Below are 20,800 nucleotides of genomic sequence, written 5' to 3' on the forward strand. Positions count from 1 at the left end.
AGGTATAGGTATAGGTATAGGTATAGGCGGATCCTTCAAAAGCATCAAACTGTCCTGTTCCCGGGAGGTATTTTTTGATCAAGGGCTTCCTTGATACAAAGAAAGCGACCAGAGTCCGCCATAACTCACTCTTAATCGTAGCCTTCAAGGGCAAGGGAACAGGGAAATCCTTTACGGTTAAGTAGGAACACGCGCTGTAGGAGGATCTTTGACTGATAAATTCTTAAAATAGGCCAGCGGCCTCACTATAGGAGAAACGAGGGTGGACCCTCGCGCCATCTTTCTGAAATGCCAACCCCGAAAACAAAAAAGCAGGTACCGACTACGCAGCACCTGCTTTTGAGGTATAAGGAGGTATACCGTTAAGGTATAGGAACAACATTTACTGCTTCCACTGATCTGATTTCAGGTACGGCTTTGAGCACAGACTGCTCTACACCTGCTTTCAGGGTCATGGTAGACATGGGGCAGGAACCACAGGCACCCAGCAACTCCAGCTTCAGGACCATGTCATCGGTTACTTCGAGCACTTTCACATTGCCGCCGTCAGCCTCCAGGTAGGGCCTGATCTGGTCGAGGGCATTTTCGATGCGAAGTAAAAAATCGGTGTCAACGTTAGTGGCTGCCATCTGTCTTAGTTTTTAATTTCTACGATTTGCGTTTTGCCCATGGTGGCATTGCGTACAGAAACCTGTTGGGCAACGGCCTGGGCCAACTCTCTGAAAACACCGGAAGCCGGAGAATCGTTCTGTAATGCTACCGGAGTTCCTTCATCACCGCTTTCGCGTATACTTTGTACCAGCGGCACTTGGCCTAAAACCGGCACGTCGAATTTCTTCGCCAGGTTCTGGCCGCCTTCCTGCCCAAAAATATAATACTTATTTTCAGGAAGTTCGGCAGGCGTAAAGTAGGCCATGTTCTCTACCACACCCAGTACCGGCACGTTGATCTGCGGCTGGCGGAACATCTGCAAACCTTTCTGAGCATCGGCAATAGCTACTTTCTGCGGAGTTGTCACAATCACGGCGCCGGTTACAGGCAGCACCTGCACCATGGTCAGGTGAATGTCTGAAGTGCCTGGCGGTAGGTCGAGAAGCAGGTAATCCAGTTCGCCCCACTCAACATCTGATATAAACTGCTTCAGTGCAGAGCTGGCCATCGGCCCTCTCCAGATCACAGCGTGGTCAGGCGGGGTCAGGAAGCCAATGGACATCAACTTAACGCCGTACTTCTCGACAGGTATAATGTAGTTCTTGCCATGATCACCCTGTACCATACTTGGGCGCTGGTCTTCTACGCCAAACATGGTAGGTATAGACGGACCATAAATGTCTGCGTCGATAAGCCCTACCCGGGCTCCTGACTGGGCCAGCGCGATCGCAAGGTTACTGGTAACGGTAGACTTGCCTACGCCTCCTTTGCCGGAAGCTACTGCGATGATGTTTTTAACTCCGGAGAGCACTTCGGTGTTGCCAGCGCGACCAGAGGTAACGCGGGAGGTCATGTTTACGGTAACGTCTGCTTCTTTATCCACCATTGTGTGGATGGCCCGGATACAGGCGTTACGGATGAGGTCTTTCAGCGGGCAGGCCGGCGTGGTCAGGATAACGGTAAAACTCACGTTCTTACCCTCCACCTGCACATCCTCTATCATGTTGAGCGTCACCAGGTCTTTTCCAAGATCGGGCTCTTCTACATAACTGAGGGCTTTTAATATATCTTCTTTAGTGATAGCCATAATAATAGTGGGACTAGCGGTTAAGCCTTACAAAGATACGAACAAATTATTCTATACCCATGCTTTGTGTACGCCAGTTGCATAAAGCTGGAGGTGAAAGGATCAAGTTAAAGAGATACGCTTATTAATCAGAGCTTGCAGCCCGTATTGGGACGAAGAGAAAACACAACCGGCAAGCTTCAGGTACCTCTACCGCAGTGTAAGAAAGTTTTATGCCTGTCACTGCGCCTGCATTGGGCTTGGTAGGTATGGAAATAAAAATTTGGGCAATGCCTGCGTCTAATCCTGCATCTGGTATACCTGCATCTGTTATATTTGTAATCCCTCAAGCGTTTTCCCATGTCCCTAATTCCAAAAGAAACAGTTGACCAGATCTTAGCCCAGGCCGATATTGTAGAGGTGGTGGGGGACTTTGTGTCGCTCAAGAAAAAGGGGCAAAACATGTGGGCGAACTGCCCTTTCCACCACGAAAAGTCGCCGTCCTTTTCTGTTTCGCCGGCCAAAGGCATCTACAAGTGCTTTGGTTGCGGTAAAGCGGGTAACTCGGTGCAGTTTATCATGGATGTGGAAGGAACCAGCTTTCCGGAGGCGCTTAAGTACCTGGCCAAAAAGTATGGCATCGCGGTGCCCGAGGATCAGCCAACACCGGAGTATGCCCGGGAACAGAGTGAGCGCGACAGTTTGTACATCGTCTCTGACTTTGCCAACAAGCATTATCAGCAAGTCCTTCATCATCACGAACAGGGAGCGATCGGGCAGTCCTACCTGAAAGAACGTGGGCTGAGCAGCAATACCATCCGCAAGTTTGAGCTGGGCTACAGCGTTGATGCCTGGTCCGATCTCACCGACGCGGCCCTGAAGGCAGGGTATGAGCAAAAGTACCTGGAGTCTACGGGGCTCACCATCGTCAAGGAAGACGGCAAGAAGTACGACCGTTTCCGGGGGCGGGTGATGTTCCCGATACACAACATTTCGGGGCGCGTGATCGGTTTTGGTGCCCGTACCCTCAAATCCAACGACAAGAAGAGCCCGAAATACCTTAACTCGCCGGAGTCAGAGATCTACCACAAAAGCAACGTGCTGTATGGGATGTACCAGGCACGGCAGGCTATCCGCATGCAGGACATGTGCTACATGGTGGAGGGCTACCTGGATGTGCTGTCATTGCACCAGGGCGGAATCGAAAACGTCGTAGCCTCCTCGGGCACCTCGCTCACGGAAGGCCAGATCAAGCTGATTGCCCGCTATACCCAAAACATTACAGTTCTGTACGACGGCGATGCGGCAGGTATAAAAGCTTCCCTACGTGGTATCGACCTGATCCTGGAAAATGGGCTTAACGTCAACGTTGTTACCTTTCCAACAGGCGAGGATCCGGATTCCTACATACAGAAGGTAGGAGACGAGGCTTTCAAAGCCTACGTACAGGAGTACTCCCAAGACTTTATTTCCTTCAAAACCAGCCTGTATGCCGAGGAGTCGAAAGGCAATCCGGTAAAGAAGGCCGATGCCATACGAGAGATCGTCACTTCCATCTCCAAAATTCCGGACCCGATCAAGCGTACGGTTTTCTTCCGGAGTTGCAGCCTTATTTTTGATATAGACGAGCAGCTGCTGATCTCGGAGTACAACAAAATGCACCTGCAGGATCGCCAGCAGCAACAGCAGCACAGGTCCGGCGGCAGTCCGGAGGATTTAGCTGAAGCAGCTTATTACGAAGAGGAGGCAGCGGCAACAGCTAAACCGGCAACAGAGGCGGATGGGCTGAAAAGGTATGAGCGCGAGATCGTGCGTATGCTGCTCAACTACCCGGACCGCATACTGGTAGAAGGACAGAACACCTGCCAGTACATGCTGGAGCAGCTCGAAGATGTGGAGTTCCGTACGCCCCTTTATGCCCGCCTCGTGGAGGTTGTGAAGGAGAAACTCAGCCAGGGCAGCATCCCGACGGCAGACGATTTTATTAACTACCCGGACCAGGAAATAAGAACAGAGGCCACCAACCTGCTCTCAGACCCCTATGAACTCAGCCACAACTGGGAAACGCATCATATTTTTGTACCCCACGAATCGGACCTGCTGCCATACGGTGCCGAAAGAGCCGTGTTGCGACTGAAGTGGCGCAATGCGCAGGTCCTCATGAAGGTTGAAATGGAAAAGCTTCGCCTGGTAACTGATCCTGCCGAGCAGGACCGCGTACTGCAGGTCATCCGCAGCCTCAAAACCTTCGAAACCCAGATCTGCGACTTGCTGGGGATCGTGGTGAACAAGTAGCAGGGCCGTTGTTCAACCAAAGCTGCTCAGATTGTGTTATGAAATAAGACGGCATTGCGGGATAAACTTTTTACCTTTGCAGCGCATTTCATAGTATAGATTATCATCCTGCTTCTGGCTGCTAAAGCCGGCAGGTATACTGAGCAACTTATGGAGACTAATTCAACGGAGGCGCTAAGGCCTTTTGATTCAATAGAAGCCGCTATCGAAGATATTCGTCAGGGCAAGATCATCATCGTGGTGGATGATGATGACCGTGAAAACGAAGGTGACTTCATCTGTGCCGCCGAGATGGTGACACCGGAGATCATCAATTTCATGGCAACACATGGCCGTGGCCTCATCTGCTGCCCTCTCACGGAGGAGCGTTGCGAAGAGCTGGGGCTGGAACTGATGGTAGGCCGCAATACGGCGCTGCATGCCACTCCGTTCACCGTATCAGTTGACCTGATCGGCCATGGCTGCACCACCGGTATATCGGCCTCGGACCGTGCCAAAACCATACAGGCACTGGTCGATCCCAACACAGATCCACACTCACTCGGCAAACCAGGACACATCTTCCCGCTCAAGGCGAAGAAGGAAGGCGTGCTGCGCCGCGCCGGTCATACCGAAGCGGCCGTGGACCTGGCGCAACTGGCAGGGCTTGCCCCGGCCGGCGTCCTGATTGAGATCATGAACGAAGACGGCACGATGGCCCGCCTGCCGGACCTGGTAAAGGTAGCCGAGCGCTTTAACCTCAAGCTTGTTTCTATCAAAGACCTGATCGCGTACCGGCTCAAGAAGGAAAGCCTAATAGAGCGTGAGATCGCGGTGCAACTGCCGACCGACTATGGTGATTTTGACCTGTATGCTTTCACACAGCGCAGCAATGGCGCCAAACACCTGGCTCTGGTAAAAGGCAGCTGGGAAGAAGGCGAACCGGTATTGGTGCGTGTGCACTCTTCCTGCGTAACGGGCGATATCTTCGGCTCGTGCCGTTGCGACTGCGGTCCGCAACTGCACGAGGCCATGCGTATGATCGAGCGGGAAGGAAAAGGGGCTATCGTATACATGAACCAGGAAGGCCGCGGCATAGGCCTTATCAACAAATTGAAGGCCTACAAACTGCAGGAGCAGGGGCGTGACACGGTAGAGGCAAACCTGGAACTGGGCTTTGGGATGGATGAGCGTGATTATGGTGTCGGCGCGCAGATCCTCCGCGATCTGGGGGTGAGCAAAATGCGGCTTATCACAAACAACCCGAAAAAACGTACCGGACTGATCGGTTATGGATTGGAAGTGGTGGATAATGTGCCGATCGAGATCGCTCCGAATGCACACAACCAGAAATACCTTGCCACCAAACGAGATAAACTCGGACACGAAATACTGAAAAGCTCACCAATCCGCTAAGCCTATACAAGGTTTGAGATCTTACAACGAGCCTGTACTGAAAAGTACGGGCTCGTTTTTTTGTGCCTTAACCGGAAAATACTTATAAATTTTAACATTTTGCCTATACACATAATGCTTTCTGAACCGTTATAAATAGCAGGTAATTATTTGTAACACAGTAGAATGTGGGCTTAAATATGTAAGTATATGTGGAGGAATTTTAAAGTATGGGTATGAAGAAGTTGGACATAGGATATTTGGTTTTGATGGTTACGCTGGTGCTGAGTTTCTACTTGCCTTTGCAGGTCTATGGTCAGTTAAGAGAATTGTATGAGGCGGAGGAATGGCATTATGGCAAAATCGTATTGGCGACAGGAGATAGCTTGTTTGGCAGTGTCATGTACCATCCGATACAGGATGTGGTACAGGTAGAATCAAATGATGGGGCTATCAGTTCTTTTTCGCCGGTTAATGTCAGCCATTTTGTGGTCAGGGATAAGTACAATGGCAGGCCGCAGATCTTTCGTTCGCTCTTCTGGAACCTGGGCAGAGTGAATACGGATTTTAAAAAGCCCGTCTTTTTTGAGCAGCTCAATAACGGCACGATCAGCCTGATAAAACGCCAGGCAGGTGTACGCAAAAGTGATATGGGGAATGGGAACTATGTCGATGAAAGTGATCCGCAGTGGTATGACACTTCGGAAGAAGTAAAAGAATCCTACTATGCCTTGCTGCCGGATGGGGAAATCGTGGCACTACGCAATATCAGGAGAGATCTGTTACGCCTTTTCGGAAAGAAAGCCAATACAGTAAAGCAATTTGTCCGTTCCAACGAGCTCGATTTCAACAAGCCCCACGAATTGGTGATGATCGTTAATTACTTCAATACACTTTAAGGCAGCATGGCTTCATGCTATACCTTCCTCAACCTAAATTACAGATCACGGAACCGAAGCAGCAGGTAGGACAGGAGCAGCAGCAAACCGATGTACAGCAGTGCAGGGAGGGTAGCCCAGGCGGGTGAGAGCAGCTCGGTTGGCGCAGTGAACTGGTCCAGCACCTCCTGCCCCGGCATGGGGGTGAGGCTGCCAAATACCTTCATCGGCAGGTATTTATCTATACTGTCATCGAGCTGGTAATGGATAACCGGCTCCACGATCTTGGACCAGGCCAGGAAAGCAATGATGGCCAGCCCGCTTTTACGGATCAGGAAAGCAAAGAACATGGCCAGCACCATATACCCTACCGCCTGCACAAAGAAATAAGAAAGGTGATCGATCTGACCCAGCATGGCACTGAGCTTGGTGTCGTTGCTGTAAAGCAGCCCGAAGATGAGGCCCAGCACAAGCAGGAAAACTGTGCTGAAAACGGCCAGGGCCAGTATCATATAAAATTTTGAGAGCACAAGCTCTGCCCGCGAAAGCCCGTCGATCACCTGCTGCCGCAAGGTTCGGAAATTGTATTCATCCGTTACCAGCACAATGATCAGGATGCCCAGCAGCAGGTTAAAGAAATAAGCGATATATGTAAAACGCACCCATAGTCCCGGGAACTGGTACATGGAGGGCCCGACAGACTGGCCGCTGACCATCACGCTGCGACTCACGTAGACCAGCAGTGCAAGCAGCAGCACATAGATCGCCAGGATGACCCAGAAAGTGCGGTAAGGGAATATTTTCCGGAATTCGGTTCGTAGCAGGTTCATGTTAAGCGTCTTTTTTGATAATTTCCAGGAACTGCGCCTCCAGGCTTTTGCGGCGCACCAGCAGTTGCGAGAGCACAACGCCTTGCGCAAACATATCGCGGTTGAGGTCGGTGCTGGTATAGCCTTCTGCCAGCGTCAGCGTAATGATATCCTTGTCCTGCCCAAACTGTACGATGTAGGGCAGGCGCTCGAGCAGTTGCAGTACCGGTGCCCGCTCGTCGGCGCTGATAAGGAGCTGGTCGTGGGCAGAAAGGATATTGCTTACCGGGCCGTTGGCTTTTAGTTTGCCGGCCTGCAGCACCGCTACATGCGTGCATACCTTTTCCACTTCATCGAGCAGGTGGCTGGCCAGCACGATCGTTTTGCCATGCGAGGCTATGCGGAGGATCAGGTCACGCACCTCGGCTATACCTTGCGGGTCAAGGCCATTGGTAGGTTCATCCAGCACCAGCACCTCCGGGTCGTTGAGCATGGCGGCGGCCAGTGCCAGGCGCTGCTTCATCCCCAGCGAAAAGCCATTGAAGGTCGTATGGCTGCGGGTACCCAGGCCCACCATGTCCAGCATTTTGTTGATGTTGTCCGGATTGGCGTTCTTGATGTCTGCGATCACCTGCAGGTTGCGCCGGGCGGTGAGGTAAGGGTAGAAGTTTGGCGTCTCCAGTAGCGCGCCCACCCGCTGCTTGCTTTCTTTGCTGATCGGCTTGCCAAACCACAGAAAGTTGCCGCCACTTGGCCGGATCACGTCCAGCACCATACCCAGCGTGGTGGTTTTTCCGCTGCCGTTCGGTCCCAGCAGGCCATAAATGCTGCCAGCTTCCACCTGCAGGGTCAGTTGGTCCAGCGCCTGCAGGCTACCGTACTTCTTCGAAAGTTTGTCAATGTATAATACTGTCGCCATACCTTTGCTTGTTCGCTCACGGGGCCACTGCAACAGCGGCTTCAACAAATATACCCTTTTTCTGATATAATAAGCCTTCTGGAAAGCAGCTTAGGCAAGCAGTGTGATTTTCCGGAGCATAAAAATAAATGGTATCTTTTGGGAAGTATAGGTACGCAGGCAGGTACCCTACAGGTATAGCGCATGATCCAGCACGGAATGAAATACGATCAGAAAGAACTCAGCATGACAGCCGGGGAGGCCAATGTCTATGCACTGGCATTTATGCTGCCTATCCTGCTGCTCTATATACCAGCCTACATCCTGATGTGGCCGGAGCAGTTTACGATGGACAGTATCCGGGGGCTGGTGGAGGTGCATAAAACATTGCTCTACTTCTCGACCTTTATTATGCTGGCTGTGTTTGTCTTGGGTGCCGTGGTGCACGAAATGTTGCATGGCTTCACGTGGGCTCTTTTCTGTAAAAACGGCCTTCGCTCTATTAAATACGGCGTGCACTGGAAAATGCTGACCCCGTATTGCCACTGCAAAGAGGTGCTGCCCCTCAAACACTATGTGATCGGTGGCATGATGCCTGGACTGGTGATGGGATTGCTGCCGGCGCTGGCAGGTATGGTGACCGGCCATTTCCTGCTTTTCCTGTTTGGATTGTTTTTCTCTATGGCCGCTGCCGGCGACCTGCTCATCCTCTGGATGCTGCGCCACCAGAAAAAGACAGATCTGATACAGGACCATCCGGATAAGATTGGCTGTTATGTGCTCTCGCCTGTAAAAAACTGACAGCAGCAACTCCTTCGTATGCAAACTGCTTTCCGCCTGACCGGGCAGCGCTTCGGGAGGTAGGTAAAGTGAATGCTTTTGGCTATATTTCAGCTGCCCTATGCTGCTCGAATAGCAATTTGAAACAACCAGGGCAGGAAGAATAAGCGAAGATCTATGAAATTGAAGGAAATAGGTGGCAGGAGCCTGGCAGTAGCCGCGTTGCTATTTTGCAGCCTGACTGCTACGGCACAGGACTACAAAGCACTCCATGAAAAGGCCATTGTAGTCGACACCCACAACGACGTGCTCATTTCGGTGCTGGAGGGCCTGCGGCTGGAAGATGATCTCCGGGGCAAAACCCACTCAGATCTGGCTCGCTTCAAGGAAGGTGGAGTCGATGTGCAGATCTTCTCGGTCTGGAGCGATGGTACCTATGGCAAGGGGAAGGGTTTTAACTTCGCCAACCTCCAGATTGACTCGCTCTACGCCATTGCGGCGCGCAACCCGGATAAAATGATGATGGCCAAAACGCCGGAAGACGTGATGCAGGCAGTGCAGCAGAACAAAATGGCTGCCATGATCGGGGTCGAAGGAGGCCACATGATCGAGGACAACCTCAAGTACCTGGAAGAGTTGCACAAGCGTGGTACCAGTTACATGACGCTTACCTGGAACAACTCTACTTCCTGGGCCAGTTCTGCCATGGATGAAGCCGGAGATAAAATGCCCAAATCCAAAAGAGGGCTGAATAGGTTTGGAAAGAAGGTCGTCAAGCGCATGAATGCCTTGGGGATGATGGTCGATCTGAGCCACGTAGGCGAGCAAACTTTTTGGGATGCGCTGGCGGTTACTACCAAGCCGGTGCTTGTATCACACAGCTGCGTGCACAGTTTCAACCCGCACTTCCGTAACCTGAAAGACGATCAGATAAAGGCTATTGCCAAGAATGGCGGCGTAATTCACCTCAACTTCTTCTCCGGCTTTCTGGACCCTGGGTATGACAAGCGGATGAACGGGTTCATCGCCAGCCACAAGACGGAGGTTGACTCACTGCAGCAACTGAACAAAAACTCTATCGAAATCTATGATTGGGCGTCGGCAAATTATCCGGAAGAGGCGGCTACCCTGCGCCCGCCGCTTTCCCTTCTGCTAGACCACCTGGACCACATTGTAAAGCTGGTAGGGGTAGACCATGTCGGGCTAGGCTCCGATTTTGACGGCATCACCTCCACGCCGCAACAACTCGACAGCGTAGCCGACATGCCATTGGTCACAAAGGAACTGCTGGCCAGAGGGTATAGCGAAGCGGACATCAAAAAGATACTAGGCGAAAACTTCCTGCGCGTGTTCCGCGCCAATGTGGGAAGCTAGACAGGTATAGCAGGTATAAGTAAAAAGGTCAGGCGCCAACTGCGGCGCCTGACCTTTTGTTTTTCTGGAGGAGAATGTCTGAATCAGGATTTTCAGGATAATGTAGGGACAGGTCGCGACCTGTCCGAATCGAGCACGGGTATAGGTTTAGGTATAGCGTGTTGAGACCTCGCAGTGTGCGCAGCTCCTGCGAGTGTCTGGACAAAAATTCCTTGCATCTCCGGTTCCAACCACCCCTGCCCCTCCTTAACCAAGGAGGGGAGCCTGCTTTTCCTGTTTTACACTTCTAGTTTCATAGCCACTGATTTGACACCCATCTAACTCCCCTCAAGGGGAGAATTCCGGCACGAGTATTTGTAGCTGACAGGTATAGCCGGCAGGTATAGCCGGCAGGTATAGCAAGACATACTTATAACTGAAGCTACAGGGTGCATATAACGGCGCTCCACTGTTCGAGCGGTCAGCGAGTGGGGGTAGGGGCCCTCGATTCTCATCAAGGAGAAAAAGTGAGGCCCCGCCGGCAGGCGAAGCTATGCAACAACGCCAGGTTGGAGTCTGATAAACCCAACTGAGTGTACGAGCTGCAAGCGCGCATCAGCAAAAAGATGTATTATTCAACAGGGATCAATCTGTAAATAGTCCCAGGACTTTCCACTGCTATATAAATATACCCATCCGGCGCCATACGCACATCTCGTACACGACCGATGTTCTTCAGGAGCTTCTCCTCGCTCACGATCTTGTTGCCATTCATCTTCAGCTTGCTCAGGAACTGGAAGCGCAGCGAGCCTACTAACAGGCTTCCTTCCCAGCCTTTGTAGCGCTCACCGGTCACGAAGGCCATACCGGAAGGCCCGATCGACGGTACCCAATACCACAGTGGCTGCTCCATACCTTCTTTTTTGGTAAGCTCTGTCAGCACGGTGCCGTTGTAGTTGATGCCATAGGAGATCACAGGCCAACCATAATTCTTGCCTTTCTCGGCGATATTCACTTCGTCGCCACCTCTCGGGCCATGCTCATTCGTCCAGATGGCACCCGTTTCAGGATGGATCACCATACCCTGAATGTTGCGGTTCCCATAGGTATAGGTAGAAGCTACTGCGCCTTTCTGGTTCGCAAAAGGATTGTCGGCAGGTATGCTGCCATCGTCTTTGATGCGGTGCACCTTGCCGGGAGCACGCTCCAGGCTCTGCGGGTTTTCATCGTGGTTGCCCCGATCTCCAACGGTCAGGTATAGGAAACCCTGGCGGTCAAATTCCAGGCGGGAGCCGTAGTGGTGACGGGTTTTGGACCAGGGTTGCGCCTCAAAAATTACTTTCTGCTCACTCAGTTGGGTGCCATCCAGTTTGGCGCGCATGACCGCTGTGGTGGAGAGGGTGTTGCCATCCTCGGTTTTCAAAGCAGAATAGGAAAGGTATACCCAGTTGTTTTTAGCAAAATTGGGGTGCACTTCCACGTCCAGCAGACCGCCCTGGCCCTGGGCCAGCACTTCAGGGGCGCCCGTTATTTTCTGCAATTGTCTGCTGTTTTTGGGGAGGCGGTAAAATGCCCCGTTGCGATCCGTTATCAGCATGTCCCCGTTTGGCAGAAAGGCCATGCCCCAGGGCACTTGCATACCTGTCGCCACGGTGTCGAGTGTAAAGTTGAGCGCCTCAGAGGGATAGACAGCAGTGGTAGTCTGGTCTTTGCTGAAGTCATACTGCTGCACATTCTGTATTCCTTCCTTGATGTACGCCACCAGTCCGGTGATCTCTTCATCGGAAAAGGTCTTATCGAAAGCGGGCATGCCCTCGTCCGCGTAGCCGTGCTTGATGGCGGCAAACAGGTTTTCGGCGGAATTGCCATGTTTCCATTTGCGGTCCGTGAAAGCCTGCATCTGCTCTCCGTGGCAGCCGGAGCAGTAGCTGGTGTAGTTGGTGCGGGCTTTATCAAGCTGGGCTTCTGTCAGGGCTTGTTCTTTAACAGAGGCTTCGGCAACTGTGTTCGCGTTGCTATCGGTGGAAGTGTTACCGGAACCCGAGCTGGTGCAGCTTTCCAGGCTCAGGAAGGCCAATCCCAGCAAAGGAAGCAGGTAAGATGTCTTGATCATAGGTTATTTAAAAATTGGAGTGTATAGCTGTACGCGTGAAAGTGCGTAAAAGTAGGAGCAAATATATATTTATCACTTGGTTCTTCCTCTCATAAATTTTTGATTCCTGCAATTGTACAGTAAACCAATTGCAGGAATCAACATCTTTCTTCCCGTAGTTGCAAACTCTCCATTGCCAAAATAAACTGAACAGCAAGAGGCGCCTCATCAAAAATCCAGGATAAATAGCTAACTTAAACTCCCTGAAGGCCCAGCGCACAGAAACCTGGTAGTGTTGGCATACTTTAGATGCCGGTTATTCAGCTAAAATAAGAACCTATCATATGAAAAAATTATCCAGAAGAACGTTTGTGGGAAGTAGTGTTTTCCTGTCTTTTGCCGGCTTCGCGGGCTTCCTACCTTTGCTGAACCAAAGTAAGAAGAAACAAAAGAAGATGTTCGTGCATCATGTATATTTCTGGCTGAACAACCCGCACTCTGCGGAAGACAAAAAGAAGCTGGTGGAAGGCCTCAACACGCTGAAGAGCATCAAAGAAATTCGGATGGCGCACATAGGCGTGCCTGCCGGCACAAACCGGGATGTGATCGACAGCAGCTATGCGATCTCGTGGCTGTTGCTCTTCGATAATCTCAAGGATCAGAACATCTACCAAGAGCATCCGGTCCATTTAAAGTTTGTAAAGAATTATTCGCACCTCTGGTCTAAAGTGATCGTGTACGATTCGGTAGATGTGTAGGCCATACCCCGTGTAACCAAAAGAGCCACCTTTGCGGGTGGCTCTTTTGGTTGCTTTACAAGGTATTTACAAAGGTAGTTTCACATCCTGCATCAGCCTTCCGACCGGGTACATGTTGTGAGTAGGCTCGTAGTGCGGCGAGTTGCGGTATACGAAGTCCAGCTGGGCGCGGGCGTTCTTGGCAAATTCCGGGTCCTGCTTCTTGCGCGCTTCGAGTTGCTTGCGCAGCTCAGGTTTCTGCTTCAGGATATCGGCTGCCAGGTCTTCGAAAACATAGCTGGAGAAGTATTCTTTCTGCATGAGGATGCTGTCAAAGAAATTCCAGTTAAAGTAAGAATCTACTGCCTGCGGCTCCAGTGCCTCTGCCAAAAAACGATTGGCCTCCTGGTTCAGGTATACCACGTAGTCGCCTTTGAGGAACTGGCGCGGCATGGTGCGCGTCTCCACCTGCGTACCGGTGTGCAGGTAGTGGCCTTCGTAGGCTCGCTGCCCTGTTTTGTAATCGGTGATGTAATAGGTGTCGAGGGTGAGGGTGGTATCCCGCTTGAGCTGGCGCATTGCCACTTTGTTGAGCTTGAGCCGGTCGATCACCTCGCGCCAGGCCTGCGGTATGATGTAGGCTACCGGCTTCTCTACCGTCACGGTAGGAGCGAAGGTGTTGTAGTAATTGATGTTTTTGGAGTAAGGCGCTTTGCGGTCGTAGTAGAGGCGCTCCAGCCCGCTCACCTCGCTTGGCTTATATTTAGCGGCATAGCCCAGGAATGGGATCTGCTCCACTTTGGTCGTGTCCAGTTTCCAGTCCAGCGGGAAGGTCTTCTGCGCCAGTGTTTCCTGCTTTGCCTTCGCTCTTAATGCCCCAATCTCCTTGGCATCGCGGCTCACCGTTTCGATCATGTTTTCCATGAGCTGGTAAGTGGCTTTCACGCGCTGGTCGAAGGGCTTGAGCATGTGTGTCTCGGGCACAAAACCGATGGTATTGTAGAGGGCCGTATACCCGGTGGCATAGCGCGGCGACTCCATAAACCCAATGATGCCCTTGTCGGGCGTCTCGTCAATGGTGTTCATGTAGGGCACCATCGGGAATTTGTCTTTCTTCATGCCTGCATACAGCGCAGGCAGCATTTTTCCCTGCAGGTAAGTGGCCAGCGTGGAGTTGAGTTTGTTGTGCTGCGTGGCGATCAGCGTCATCACGTGCTGGTAGTCGGCGCCGTTGGAGGTATGGTTGTCCATGAACACGTCCGGGTCCCAGTCGCGGAAGATGAGGTGGAAGGCCTGGGCGTTTTTGGAATCGGTCTTGAGGTAATCGCGGTTCAGGTCGAGGTTGCGGGCGTTGCCCCGGAAGCCGTAGCTCTCCGGGCCTTCCTGGTTGGTGCGGGTATGGCTGTTGCGGTTCAGCGCACCGCCAATGTTGTATACCGGAATAACGGCCAGCACCACGTTGTCGAGTTGCTTGCGCTTGTTTTTGTCCTGCAGGTAGTCGCGGAGCAGCAGCATGGTGGCGTCAATCCCCTCGGGTTCGCCGGGGTGTATGCCGTTCTGGATGAGCAGCACGCGCTTGTCTTTCTGCTTGACAGAAGCCGGGTCAAAATCCTTTTCGGTGGAAACAAGGACCAGGTGCAGCAGGCGGCCGGAATCGGTATACCCGTAAGGCACCATTTTCACTTCGTCGTACGCCGCGTCGAGCTTACGGTACCAGTCGATGGCTTCCTGGTAGGTAGCGGTCTGGTTGCCGTTTCCTTTTTCGTAAGGTGTTTTGAGATCTGCTTTACCCGGTGTGCCGGTGGCCAGGATGGCAGCCAAAAGTAAGGTGGTTAACATGAATCAGTTTACAGATGGAAATGGAAAGCAATGTTAACCATTTCCAGGTAAAAATCCTGCACTATACCTGAAACGTGGCCCTGTTTTTATTGGTGGGGAAGATTTGCTTGTCGAGGCTATACCTGCCGGGGCCGATGAAGCAGAGGGCCAGGAACAGGATCGCAGCTTCCAGCGCGTGGGAATACCCGCCGAAACCATCTCCTGCGGCCATGTGGCGTATAGCGGCTACCAGCATGGTGATCAGTAGAAGTACGCATACCGGGCGGAAGAACAGGCCCAACGCCAGTAAGGCGCCTCCGACAGCTTCGGCAAAGGCGGCCATAAAACCCCAGAATACAGGGAAAAAATCGATCCCCAGCAATTCCATGTTGCTGCCAAGCTGTGTCCACTTCTCCGGTCCGCCTATGAGTTTAGGCCAGCCATGAAGTACAAACATAATGCCTATGCCGATCCGGAGAACCAGCAGTCCTGTGTTTCTGTAGCTGTAACGTGTGCGGAGTATAGCCATGAGAGCAATAATACGTATTTCTACATACATTACAAAAGGCTAATATACTAAAATGCCTTTTACTTGTGTATTTGCCGGAATCTCATCCGTAATCAGGGCGTGTAATTGTACTTTGCTTAGTTGGCTTGTGTCTAAAATAAAGGAAAGGCCTGCCTTTTCGGAAATAGCTACCAATCCCGCTTCGCCCTGGCTGACAGATTTGATCGGATAATGTTGCCGGACCTCCCCGTACTTTGACCCGATGCCTATCCCTTCGGCTGTCCGGTAATCCTGGTCGCGGACATGGATGCGCCATACCTGGCAAACAGGTTCACACAGCTGTTCGATCACGATTCCTTTGGGGCTATCGCTGCTCTTGATCACGTATGCCGTAGAGGCCTGGCCTTCCAGCAGCAGGGTGGTATCGACCAGGGTTTGTCCTTGCGGCTCCTGCAGGCGCATGTCCTCCACCGGCATACCTAACTGCACGTTGCCTACCCGGCCTTTTGCAATCACAAAATCAGCAGGATCGGGAGCCGGGGCAGTGAGTTCTTCCGTAACGTCAGGTATAGCATCGGTTGCAGTCGCTTCGTTTGCGGTCTCATTACGGTCGTCGAGGCATGCTGCCATGCCTACTCCCAGCAGTATAGCGTATAGTAAGTTCTTCAGCATGGGTTCTCTTTAAGGAATCATTAATTATAAATAAACCTTGTTGTAGAGGTGCAGGTTGTAGTATCTTAGCATAAAATCACAATTCGTTTAATTCGTTATACATCAACTTAAAATATTAAAATGTCTAGACCCTTAATCCTAGTTTCTAACGACGACGGTATAACAGCACCGGGTATCCGGATGCTGGTGAAAGTGGCAAAATCAATAGGAGAGGTAGTCGTGGTAGCGCCCGACGGGCCGCAGTCAGGAATGGGACATGCCATCACCATCGGCAACACCCTGCGGCTGGACCGGTCTACCGCTTTCCAGGATTGGGATGTGGAAGCATACGAGTGCTCGGGTACCCCGGCCGACTGTGTGAAACTGGCCAAATTTCATGTGCTCAAAGAACGTACACCGGATTTGGTGGTGAGCGGTATCAACCACGGTTCCAACTCGAGCATCAGTGTGCTGTATTCCGGTACGATGTCGGCGGCTATCGAGGCGGCCATCGAGGGACTTCCGGCCATCGGCTTTTCGCTCTGCGATTACGGGCATGAAGCTGATTTTTCGCATACCGAGGAGTTTGTGGAGCTGATCATCCGCCAGGCGCTGGAGCATGGTATTCCGGAAAATACGGCGCTTAACGTGAACCTACCCAAAAAGAGCGAAGAGCCGATCAAAGGCGTGAAGGTATGCCGCCAGGCCCATGCCAAATGGCAGGAGGAGTTTGATGAGCGCCTCGACCCGCGCAACCGCCACTACTTCTGGATGACGGGCAGCTTTGTGAACCACGACAAAGGAGAGGACACCGACGAGTGGGCGCTGGTCAACAACTATGTATCAGTGGTACCCTGCCAGTTCGATATGACGGCCTACCATGCCATGGCTACGCTGAATGAGTGGGATCTGTAAGGTATAGCGATTACCAAAACTAAAAGAGCGCGGCTGTACCGATTAGGTATAGCCGCGCTCTTTTTATGAAGTGATTTTTGTTTGTCAGATGTCCGAGTACCGTACAGGACTGCATTGTGCAAACCTTTCGGGTGCAGCCAGAGTCAATCTGTAATCCTGGATAAATAAGCCTAACAGCCGACAAAACTCTTTTTCTTTCTCTGGAGCTACCTGACCTGGCGGGAAGTTGAATAAGAAATAGTCGATGCTGCCATCCGGCTTGAAGTATATTCTGTTAAAACCTCTGGTCTGCTGCTCCCAACTGAAGTTATGCGCTTTAAGGAAACTTCCCAGATCCTGCAGGAGCTTAGTATAAGCCTGCATTACCTGCGCCTGTTCTTCAGAAGACTTGAACACAGCCAGAGCAGTGTTATCATGAACTGCACTTTTGTAGAGGCTGTCCAGGTGCTGGAACGGTATACCTTGTTTTTCTGCTTCTTCAAAGGTCATGGCTTTACTTTGCCCGGACGTGTTCATCACCAGCAAAAAAGACAAGGCAAGGAGAAGATAGAAGGGTCTTTTCATCTATTTCTTTTTAGATAAACCTACTCGCTAAGCTGCACCTACTTTATTTATACCTGGTGATCACCACATCCGCTTTTTTCGCGTCCGGGTCGGCAGGCTTCTTGGTGCCGTCATTCGTCACAAACAGGATGGTGAGTTTTCGGGTAACCGTTACCGGGCGGCCGTCTACCTTACCGGGCGTCCACTTGTCCTGGGTTAATTTTAAGGCGTTGGCTACCATGTCTTTTATACTTTTATCGGCCATCACTGGCGTCATGCTAAAGATTTTTCCGTCTTCCTTTATAACCAGATGCACATCCAGCGTGCCCTCGAAAGTGACCTCGGCCGGGTAGCGCAGGTTCTTCGCCAGAAACTTTTCAAATGAGCCTTCCTTGAATGCAGGTTTTGTATCCACTTCATCGTAGTCGTAATGGTCCTTGGTATACTTGGTCATGGAAGGAGCCTGGAGGGGCTTCTCATTTTTCGCTGCTTCTGCACCCAGGAACTGTACCGGCATCACCAGCTCGGCACCCGTTGGCTCCCCGGTTTTGGTGGCGGGCTCCCATTTGCCCGAAGTCGCTTTTACAGCCGATAGTGCCGCTTCCGAGAGTTTGGCAACGATCGCCTTGTTCTGGAGCTGGAAAGTAGAGGCATCCATATAATCCAGGTCGGAGCCGGGACCAACAGTCTTTTTCAGTTTCGTTCCTTCCAGCCGGACGTTGGACACAGTGCCATCCTTATCCACATAAAATTTCACGACCACACGGGCATTCAGGTTTTCCTGTTTGGCCTCAGCGGGCAAAACCAGGTAAGAACCCATGGTTTGCAGCATGGCCTCCTGGCCGCCTATGAACCGCGGCATGCGGTTGGCTTTATCCGAAACGGCATCTCTGTCAGCTTCTGTCAGGGCAAACCGGATCGGCAAGGTATAGTGCACACGCACGGCTTTGCCATTTTGCTGGCCTGCTGTCCAGTGACCGCTCGTGAGCTTTATGACACGCATGGCTTCTTCGTCGGTGCCACGCCCAAGCTTTTTAAGCGGAGAGATATCGCTGATTGTACCGTCCGTTTCTACCGTGAATTGCAGCACGGCCAATCCCTCCAGTCCATTGTCCCGGGCATCCTTGGGATACTGAATGTTACTGCCCAGGAATTTGAGCATTTCTCCATCGCCTCCTTTGAACTGGGGCATCTGCTCTACATAGGTATAGGGCTTTTCTGCTGCCTTGGAAGCTTGGGCCGAAGCCGGGCTAAGCGGTGCAGCGGCTAAGGCAAGAGCCAGCAACGATGCAGCCAGCGCAGTTTTTAAGGTGTTTGAGTTTTTCATGAGATGTAAGTTTTTATAGTTTAGGTATGGAAAGGCAATAGAAGTCCCGTTCCAGCTTTTGAGCTGGATAAATCAGGGAAATAAAAGCATAAGGGTGTTGTTATTTCATGGCAAACCGAATCGGCAAGGTATACTTCACGGGTACCGGTTTTCCATTCTGCCGGCCGGTGTCCCACTGGCCATTCATCTCACCAACCACGCGCATGGCTTCCTGGTCTATGCCGTTACCCAGGCTTTTAATAACCGTGATATCATGTAAACTGCCGTCCGTCTCTACCACGAAGCCGAGCACCACAAGCCCTTCCACGCCGGCATCCTGAGCCGCTTTCGGGTAGCGGATGTTGCGGCCCAGGAACTGAAGCATTGCTCCATCGCCTCCTTTAAACTGGGGCATCTGCTCTACATAGGTATAGGGCTTCTGTCTTTCAGTAGTGCTTGGCTCAGGTGGAGCAGGTATAGCCGCTGGGTTTTCAGTGTCAGTTTTAGCAACGATTTTTTCTGCCCGTTGGGTAAATGCCGGTTTTTCAGGTATGGCTTCGCTGCCAGTAGGCACAGCCTCGTCCGGAATTACCTGGGCTATACCTGGTTTTTCATCCGCTACCGGCGCAGCGGCCTTTTTGGCAGGAGATGTAACCAGTATCTCATTCAAAGCAGGTGCTTCGGAAAAGGGCGCGGCCATACCAGCACCCACGGAGTTGGCAGAGAAGGTAACCAGCAGGGCGAGCAGGAGCGGGAGCACCAGCAATGCGCGCAGCAGGCTGCCTTTGCGGCCATGCTGCTGCAGCATGTGCAGGCGCCGGAATACCTGCGGTTTCTGAAAATAACTGCCCACCGGTATACCTGTCTGATACAGGACCTCTTTGGCGAGCAACGAGCTGTACTCCTGCGGCTGGTACTCGGTCAGCACCTCGGCATCGGCCTGGTATTCGTGCACGTCGCGCAGCTCTTCTTTGAGCAGCCACACCAGCGGGTTGAACCAGAGTACGGTTGTCAGGATTTCATAATAAAGGATGTCATAGGTATGGCGCAGGCGCACATGGGCCAGTTCGTGGGCCAGCACCTGCCGCTGTTCTTTCTCAGACAGGTAAGTTTGCTTGCTGAGGAACACATAGTGGAGGAAGGCAAAGGTTGGGGAGCTGGCTTCAGTTTGCAGGATAACGGCCTGCGCGTCAGGTGATGCCAGAGGAGACGCTGCTGCTGCCAGTCTTTGGATCCGCACCAGCTGCCACACGAGCCTACTCAGGAGCACCAGCCCCACCAGCGTATAGAGTGCCAGCAGTACCGACCCGAGTGATAAGGATTCGAGAGCTGTTTTTTCTACTTCGTAGTAACCTACTACTACGACTTCCGGAAGTTGAATGGTTGGCAGGGCTGGAGCAACCCGAAGGCCTGCTACAAAGGGCAAAGGTATACGGAGCAGGGGAGTAGCCAGGGCGACGGCAGGAGCCAGCAGTAGAAACAGCCGGTTGTAGCGCAGGCTTGGCTGGTTGCGCAGCACCAGGCGGTAGAACAGGTAGAACAGGAGCAGGCTAAGGCCTGACTGGATGAGGTAGTTAACGATTGTCTCCATCGGGCTGGTCCTCCTCGTTTAAGTCATTTTTTACATGGCGCATCAGTTGGTCGAGCTCCTTTACGTCGAGGTTGTTGTCCTTGGCAAAGAACGAGACGAGTTTCTCAAAAGAGCCGCCGAAGTAGCCGCTCATAAAGTTTTTCAGAAAGAAGCTTTTGTATTTGTCCTCAGCCACCAGCGGAAAGTACTCATGCGACTTGCCGAAGGCATTATACCAGACAAAGCCTTTTTTTTCGAGTATGCGCACGATGGTGGAAACAGTATTGTAAGCCGGTTTTGGCTCCGGCATCTGTTCGATGATGTCTTTTACAAATCCCTGGTCGATTTTCCAGAGGATCTGCATAATCTCTTCTTCGGCTTTGGTGAGCTCTTTCATAGGCGATGTGTGCTGGATGGGATGAATATATAACTAAATACTTAGTTTACAAACTAAAAGTTTAGTTATATCATACTTTCTGTAAAAAATATAGAGTAAGGATAGATTTAGGATGCCTGCAGCCTGTTGATCTGCAGCTATTTAAGGTATGCGCTTAGT

Annotated in this window: 19 protein-coding genes; 7 read left to right on the top strand and 12 right to left on the bottom strand. The window is 51.8% G+C overall.

Annotated features, from left to right (window positions below; translation table 11 throughout):
- Positions 1–362 precede the first annotated feature (362 nt).
- On the bottom strand, positions 363–629 hold the full coding sequence (locus OB13_RS18435) for a NifU family protein (protein WP_461491653.1): 267 nt from the start codon (positions 627–629) through the stop codon (positions 363–365).
- Positions 630–634: 5 nt separating this feature from the next.
- Positions 635–1,738, bottom strand: coding sequence for an Mrp/NBP35 family ATP-binding protein (locus OB13_RS18440; protein WP_461491654.1), 1,104 nt, complete (start codon positions 1,736–1,738; stop codon positions 635–637).
- A 339-nt stretch (positions 1,739–2,077) separates the two neighbouring features.
- On the opposite strand from OB13_RS18440, the gene dnaG reads away from it, so the two are divergent.
- From dnaG to OB13_RS18455, 3 genes are all read left to right on the top strand, one after another.
- Positions 2,078–4,012, top strand: a complete 1,935-nt coding sequence (dnaG, locus tag OB13_RS18445; protein WP_461491655.1) for a DNA primase — start codon at positions 2,078–2,080, stop codon at positions 4,010–4,012.
- 150 nt (positions 4,013–4,162) lie between these two features.
- On the top strand, positions 4,163–5,407 hold the full coding sequence (locus OB13_RS18450) for a bifunctional 3,4-dihydroxy-2-butanone-4-phosphate synthase/GTP cyclohydrolase II (protein ID WP_461491656.1): 1,245 nt from the start codon (positions 4,163–4,165) through the stop codon (positions 5,405–5,407).
- 215 nt (positions 5,408–5,622) lie between these two features.
- Positions 5,623–6,285: a hypothetical protein gene (locus OB13_RS18455; RefSeq protein WP_461491657.1), complete on the top strand. Its 663-nt coding sequence runs from the start codon at positions 5,623–5,625 to the stop codon at positions 6,283–6,285.
- Positions 6,286–6,323: 38 nt separating this feature from the next.
- On the opposite strand, the gene OB13_RS18460 is transcribed toward OB13_RS18455, so the two are convergent.
- Together OB13_RS18460 and OB13_RS18465 are read right to left on the bottom strand one after the other, a co-directional pair.
- Complete coding sequence (locus tag OB13_RS18460; RefSeq protein WP_461491658.1) at positions 6,324–7,094, bottom strand: ABC transporter permease; 771 nt, start codon at positions 7,092–7,094, stop codon at positions 6,324–6,326.
- Between the two features lies 1 nt (position 7,095).
- The gene (locus tag OB13_RS18465; RefSeq protein WP_461491659.1) at positions 7,096–7,992 is read right to left on the bottom strand and encodes an ABC transporter ATP-binding protein; all 897 of its coding nucleotides are present in this window, start codon (positions 7,990–7,992) and stop codon (positions 7,096–7,098) included.
- 183 nt (positions 7,993–8,175) lie between these two features.
- Between OB13_RS18465 and OB13_RS18470 the strand changes: the two genes are divergently transcribed.
- Both OB13_RS18470 and OB13_RS18475 read left to right on the top strand, forming a co-directional pair.
- Positions 8,176–8,772, top strand: a complete 597-nt coding sequence (locus OB13_RS18470; RefSeq protein ID WP_461491660.1) for a DUF3267 domain-containing protein — start codon at positions 8,176–8,178, stop codon at positions 8,770–8,772.
- Positions 8,773–8,928: 156 nt separating this feature from the next.
- A complete protein-coding gene (locus OB13_RS18475; RefSeq protein WP_461491661.1) occupies positions 8,929–10,125 on the top strand; it encodes a dipeptidase in 1,197 nt (398 codons plus the stop codon).
- A 610-nt stretch (positions 10,126–10,735) separates the two neighbouring features.
- Here the strand turns inward: OB13_RS18475 and OB13_RS18480 are convergent.
- Positions 10,736–12,217 carry a PQQ-dependent sugar dehydrogenase gene (locus OB13_RS18480; RefSeq protein ID WP_461491662.1) on the bottom strand — a complete coding sequence of 494 codons (1,482 nt, stop codon included), beginning with the start codon at positions 12,215–12,217 and terminating at the stop codon, positions 10,736–10,738.
- Between the two features lie 323 nt (positions 12,218–12,540).
- Between OB13_RS18480 and OB13_RS18485 the strand changes: the two genes are divergently transcribed.
- A complete protein-coding gene (locus OB13_RS18485; RefSeq protein WP_461491663.1) occupies positions 12,541–12,954 on the top strand; it encodes a Dabb family protein in 414 nt (137 codons plus the stop codon).
- A gap of 66 nt (positions 12,955–13,020) precedes the next feature.
- On the opposite strand, the gene OB13_RS18490 is transcribed toward OB13_RS18485, so the two are convergent.
- From OB13_RS18490 to OB13_RS18500, 3 genes are all read right to left on the bottom strand, one after another.
- Complete coding sequence (locus OB13_RS18490) at positions 13,021–14,772, bottom strand: M14 family metallopeptidase (RefSeq protein ID WP_461491664.1); 1,752 nt, start codon at positions 14,770–14,772, stop codon at positions 13,021–13,023.
- Between the two features lie 61 nt (positions 14,773–14,833).
- Positions 14,834–15,280, bottom strand: a complete 447-nt coding sequence (locus tag OB13_RS18495; protein ID WP_461491665.1) for a DoxX family protein — start codon at positions 15,278–15,280, stop codon at positions 14,834–14,836.
- Positions 15,281–15,319: 39 nt separating this feature from the next.
- Positions 15,320–15,931 (bottom strand): mechanosensitive ion channel protein MscS, encoded by a 612-nt coding sequence (locus tag OB13_RS18500; protein ID WP_461491666.1) that lies wholly within the window; start codon positions 15,929–15,931, stop codon positions 15,320–15,322.
- Positions 15,932–16,051: 120 nt separating this feature from the next.
- On the opposite strand from OB13_RS18500, the gene surE reads away from it, so the two are divergent.
- Positions 16,052–16,825: a 5'/3'-nucleotidase SurE gene (gene surE, locus OB13_RS18505; RefSeq protein WP_461491667.1), complete on the top strand. Its 774-nt coding sequence runs from the start codon at positions 16,052–16,054 to the stop codon at positions 16,823–16,825.
- Between the two features lie 84 nt (positions 16,826–16,909).
- Here the strand turns inward: surE and OB13_RS18510 are convergent, their stop codons facing one another.
- The 4 genes from OB13_RS18510 to OB13_RS18525 all read right to left on the bottom strand — a co-directional run bounded on the left by OB13_RS18510 (position 16,910) and on the right by OB13_RS18525 (position 20,641).
- Positions 16,910–17,389, bottom strand: a complete 480-nt coding sequence (locus tag OB13_RS18510; protein ID WP_461491668.1) for a hypothetical protein — start codon at positions 17,387–17,389, stop codon at positions 16,910–16,912.
- Positions 17,390–17,432: 43 nt separating this feature from the next.
- A complete protein-coding gene (locus OB13_RS18515; protein ID WP_461491669.1) occupies positions 17,433–18,695 on the bottom strand; it encodes a TonB family protein in 1,263 nt (420 codons plus the stop codon).
- A 100-nt stretch (positions 18,696–18,795) separates the two neighbouring features.
- Positions 18,796–20,265 carry a TonB family protein gene (locus tag OB13_RS18520; RefSeq protein WP_461491670.1) on the bottom strand — a complete coding sequence of 490 codons (1,470 nt, stop codon included), beginning with the start codon at positions 20,263–20,265 and terminating at the stop codon, positions 18,796–18,798.
- Entirely contained in the window at positions 20,249–20,641 is a 393-nt protein-coding gene (locus OB13_RS18525) for a BlaI/MecI/CopY family transcriptional regulator (protein WP_461491671.1), read from the bottom strand. Before OB13_RS18525 ends, OB13_RS18520 begins: the two co-directional genes overlap by 17 nt.
- Between the last annotated feature and the right edge of the window lie 159 nt (positions 20,642–20,800).

The sequence above is a fragment of the Pontibacter sp. HJ8 genome (assembly GCF_054824225.1).

Excerpts from the sequence above, each read along its gene's own strand:
- OB13_RS18455 (WP_461491657.1), top strand. The coding sequence starts at position 5,623 with ATGAAGAAGTTGGACATAGGATATTTGGTTTTGATGGTTACGCTGGTG.
- OB13_RS18510 (WP_461491668.1), bottom strand. The coding sequence starts at position 17,389 with ATGAAAAGACCCTTCTATCTTCTCCTTGCCTTGTCTTTTTTGCTGGTG.
- OB13_RS18460 (WP_461491658.1), bottom strand. The coding sequence starts at position 7,094 with ATGAACCTGCTACGAACCGAATTCCGGAAAATATTCCCTTACCGCACT.
- OB13_RS18470 (WP_461491660.1), top strand. The coding sequence starts at position 8,176 with ATGATCCAGCACGGAATGAAATACGATCAGAAAGAACTCAGCATGACA.
- dnaG (WP_461491655.1), top strand. The coding sequence starts at position 2,078 with ATGTCCCTAATTCCAAAAGAAACAGTTGACCAGATCTTAGCCCAGGCC.
- OB13_RS18465 (WP_461491659.1), bottom strand. The coding sequence starts at position 7,992 with ATGGCGACAGTATTATACATTGACAAACTTTCGAAGAAGTACGGTAGC.
- OB13_RS18520 (WP_461491670.1), bottom strand. The coding sequence starts at position 20,265 with ATGGAGACAATCGTTAACTACCTCATCCAGTCAGGCCTTAGCCTGCTC.
- OB13_RS18495 (WP_461491665.1), bottom strand. The coding sequence starts at position 15,280 with ATGGCTATACTCCGCACACGTTACAGCTACAGAAACACAGGACTGCTG.
- surE (WP_461491667.1), top strand. The coding sequence starts at position 16,052 with ATGTCTAGACCCTTAATCCTAGTTTCTAACGACGACGGTATAACAGCA.
- OB13_RS18500 (WP_461491666.1), bottom strand. The coding sequence starts at position 15,931 with ATGCTGAAGAACTTACTATACGCTATACTGCTGGGAGTAGGCATGGCA.
- OB13_RS18490 (WP_461491664.1), bottom strand. The coding sequence starts at position 14,772 with ATGTTAACCACCTTACTTTTGGCTGCCATCCTGGCCACCGGCACACCG.
- OB13_RS18480 (WP_461491662.1), bottom strand. The coding sequence starts at position 12,217 with ATGATCAAGACATCTTACCTGCTTCCTTTGCTGGGATTGGCCTTCCTG.
- OB13_RS18440 (WP_461491654.1), bottom strand. The coding sequence starts at position 1,738 with ATGGCTATCACTAAAGAAGATATATTAAAAGCCCTCAGTTATGTAGAA.
- OB13_RS18515 (WP_461491669.1), bottom strand. The coding sequence starts at position 18,695 with ATGAAAAACTCAAACACCTTAAAAACTGCGCTGGCTGCATCGTTGCTG.
- OB13_RS18435 (WP_461491653.1), bottom strand. The coding sequence starts at position 629 with ATGGCAGCCACTAACGTTGACACCGATTTTTTACTTCGCATCGAAAAT.
- OB13_RS18450 (WP_461491656.1), top strand. The coding sequence starts at position 4,163 with ATGGAGACTAATTCAACGGAGGCGCTAAGGCCTTTTGATTCAATAGAA.
- OB13_RS18475 (WP_461491661.1), top strand. The coding sequence starts at position 8,929 with ATGAAATTGAAGGAAATAGGTGGCAGGAGCCTGGCAGTAGCCGCGTTG.
- OB13_RS18485 (WP_461491663.1), top strand. The coding sequence starts at position 12,541 with ATGAAAAAATTATCCAGAAGAACGTTTGTGGGAAGTAGTGTTTTCCTG.
- OB13_RS18525 (WP_461491671.1), bottom strand. The coding sequence starts at position 20,641 with ATGAAAGAGCTCACCAAAGCCGAAGAAGAGATTATGCAGATCCTCTGG.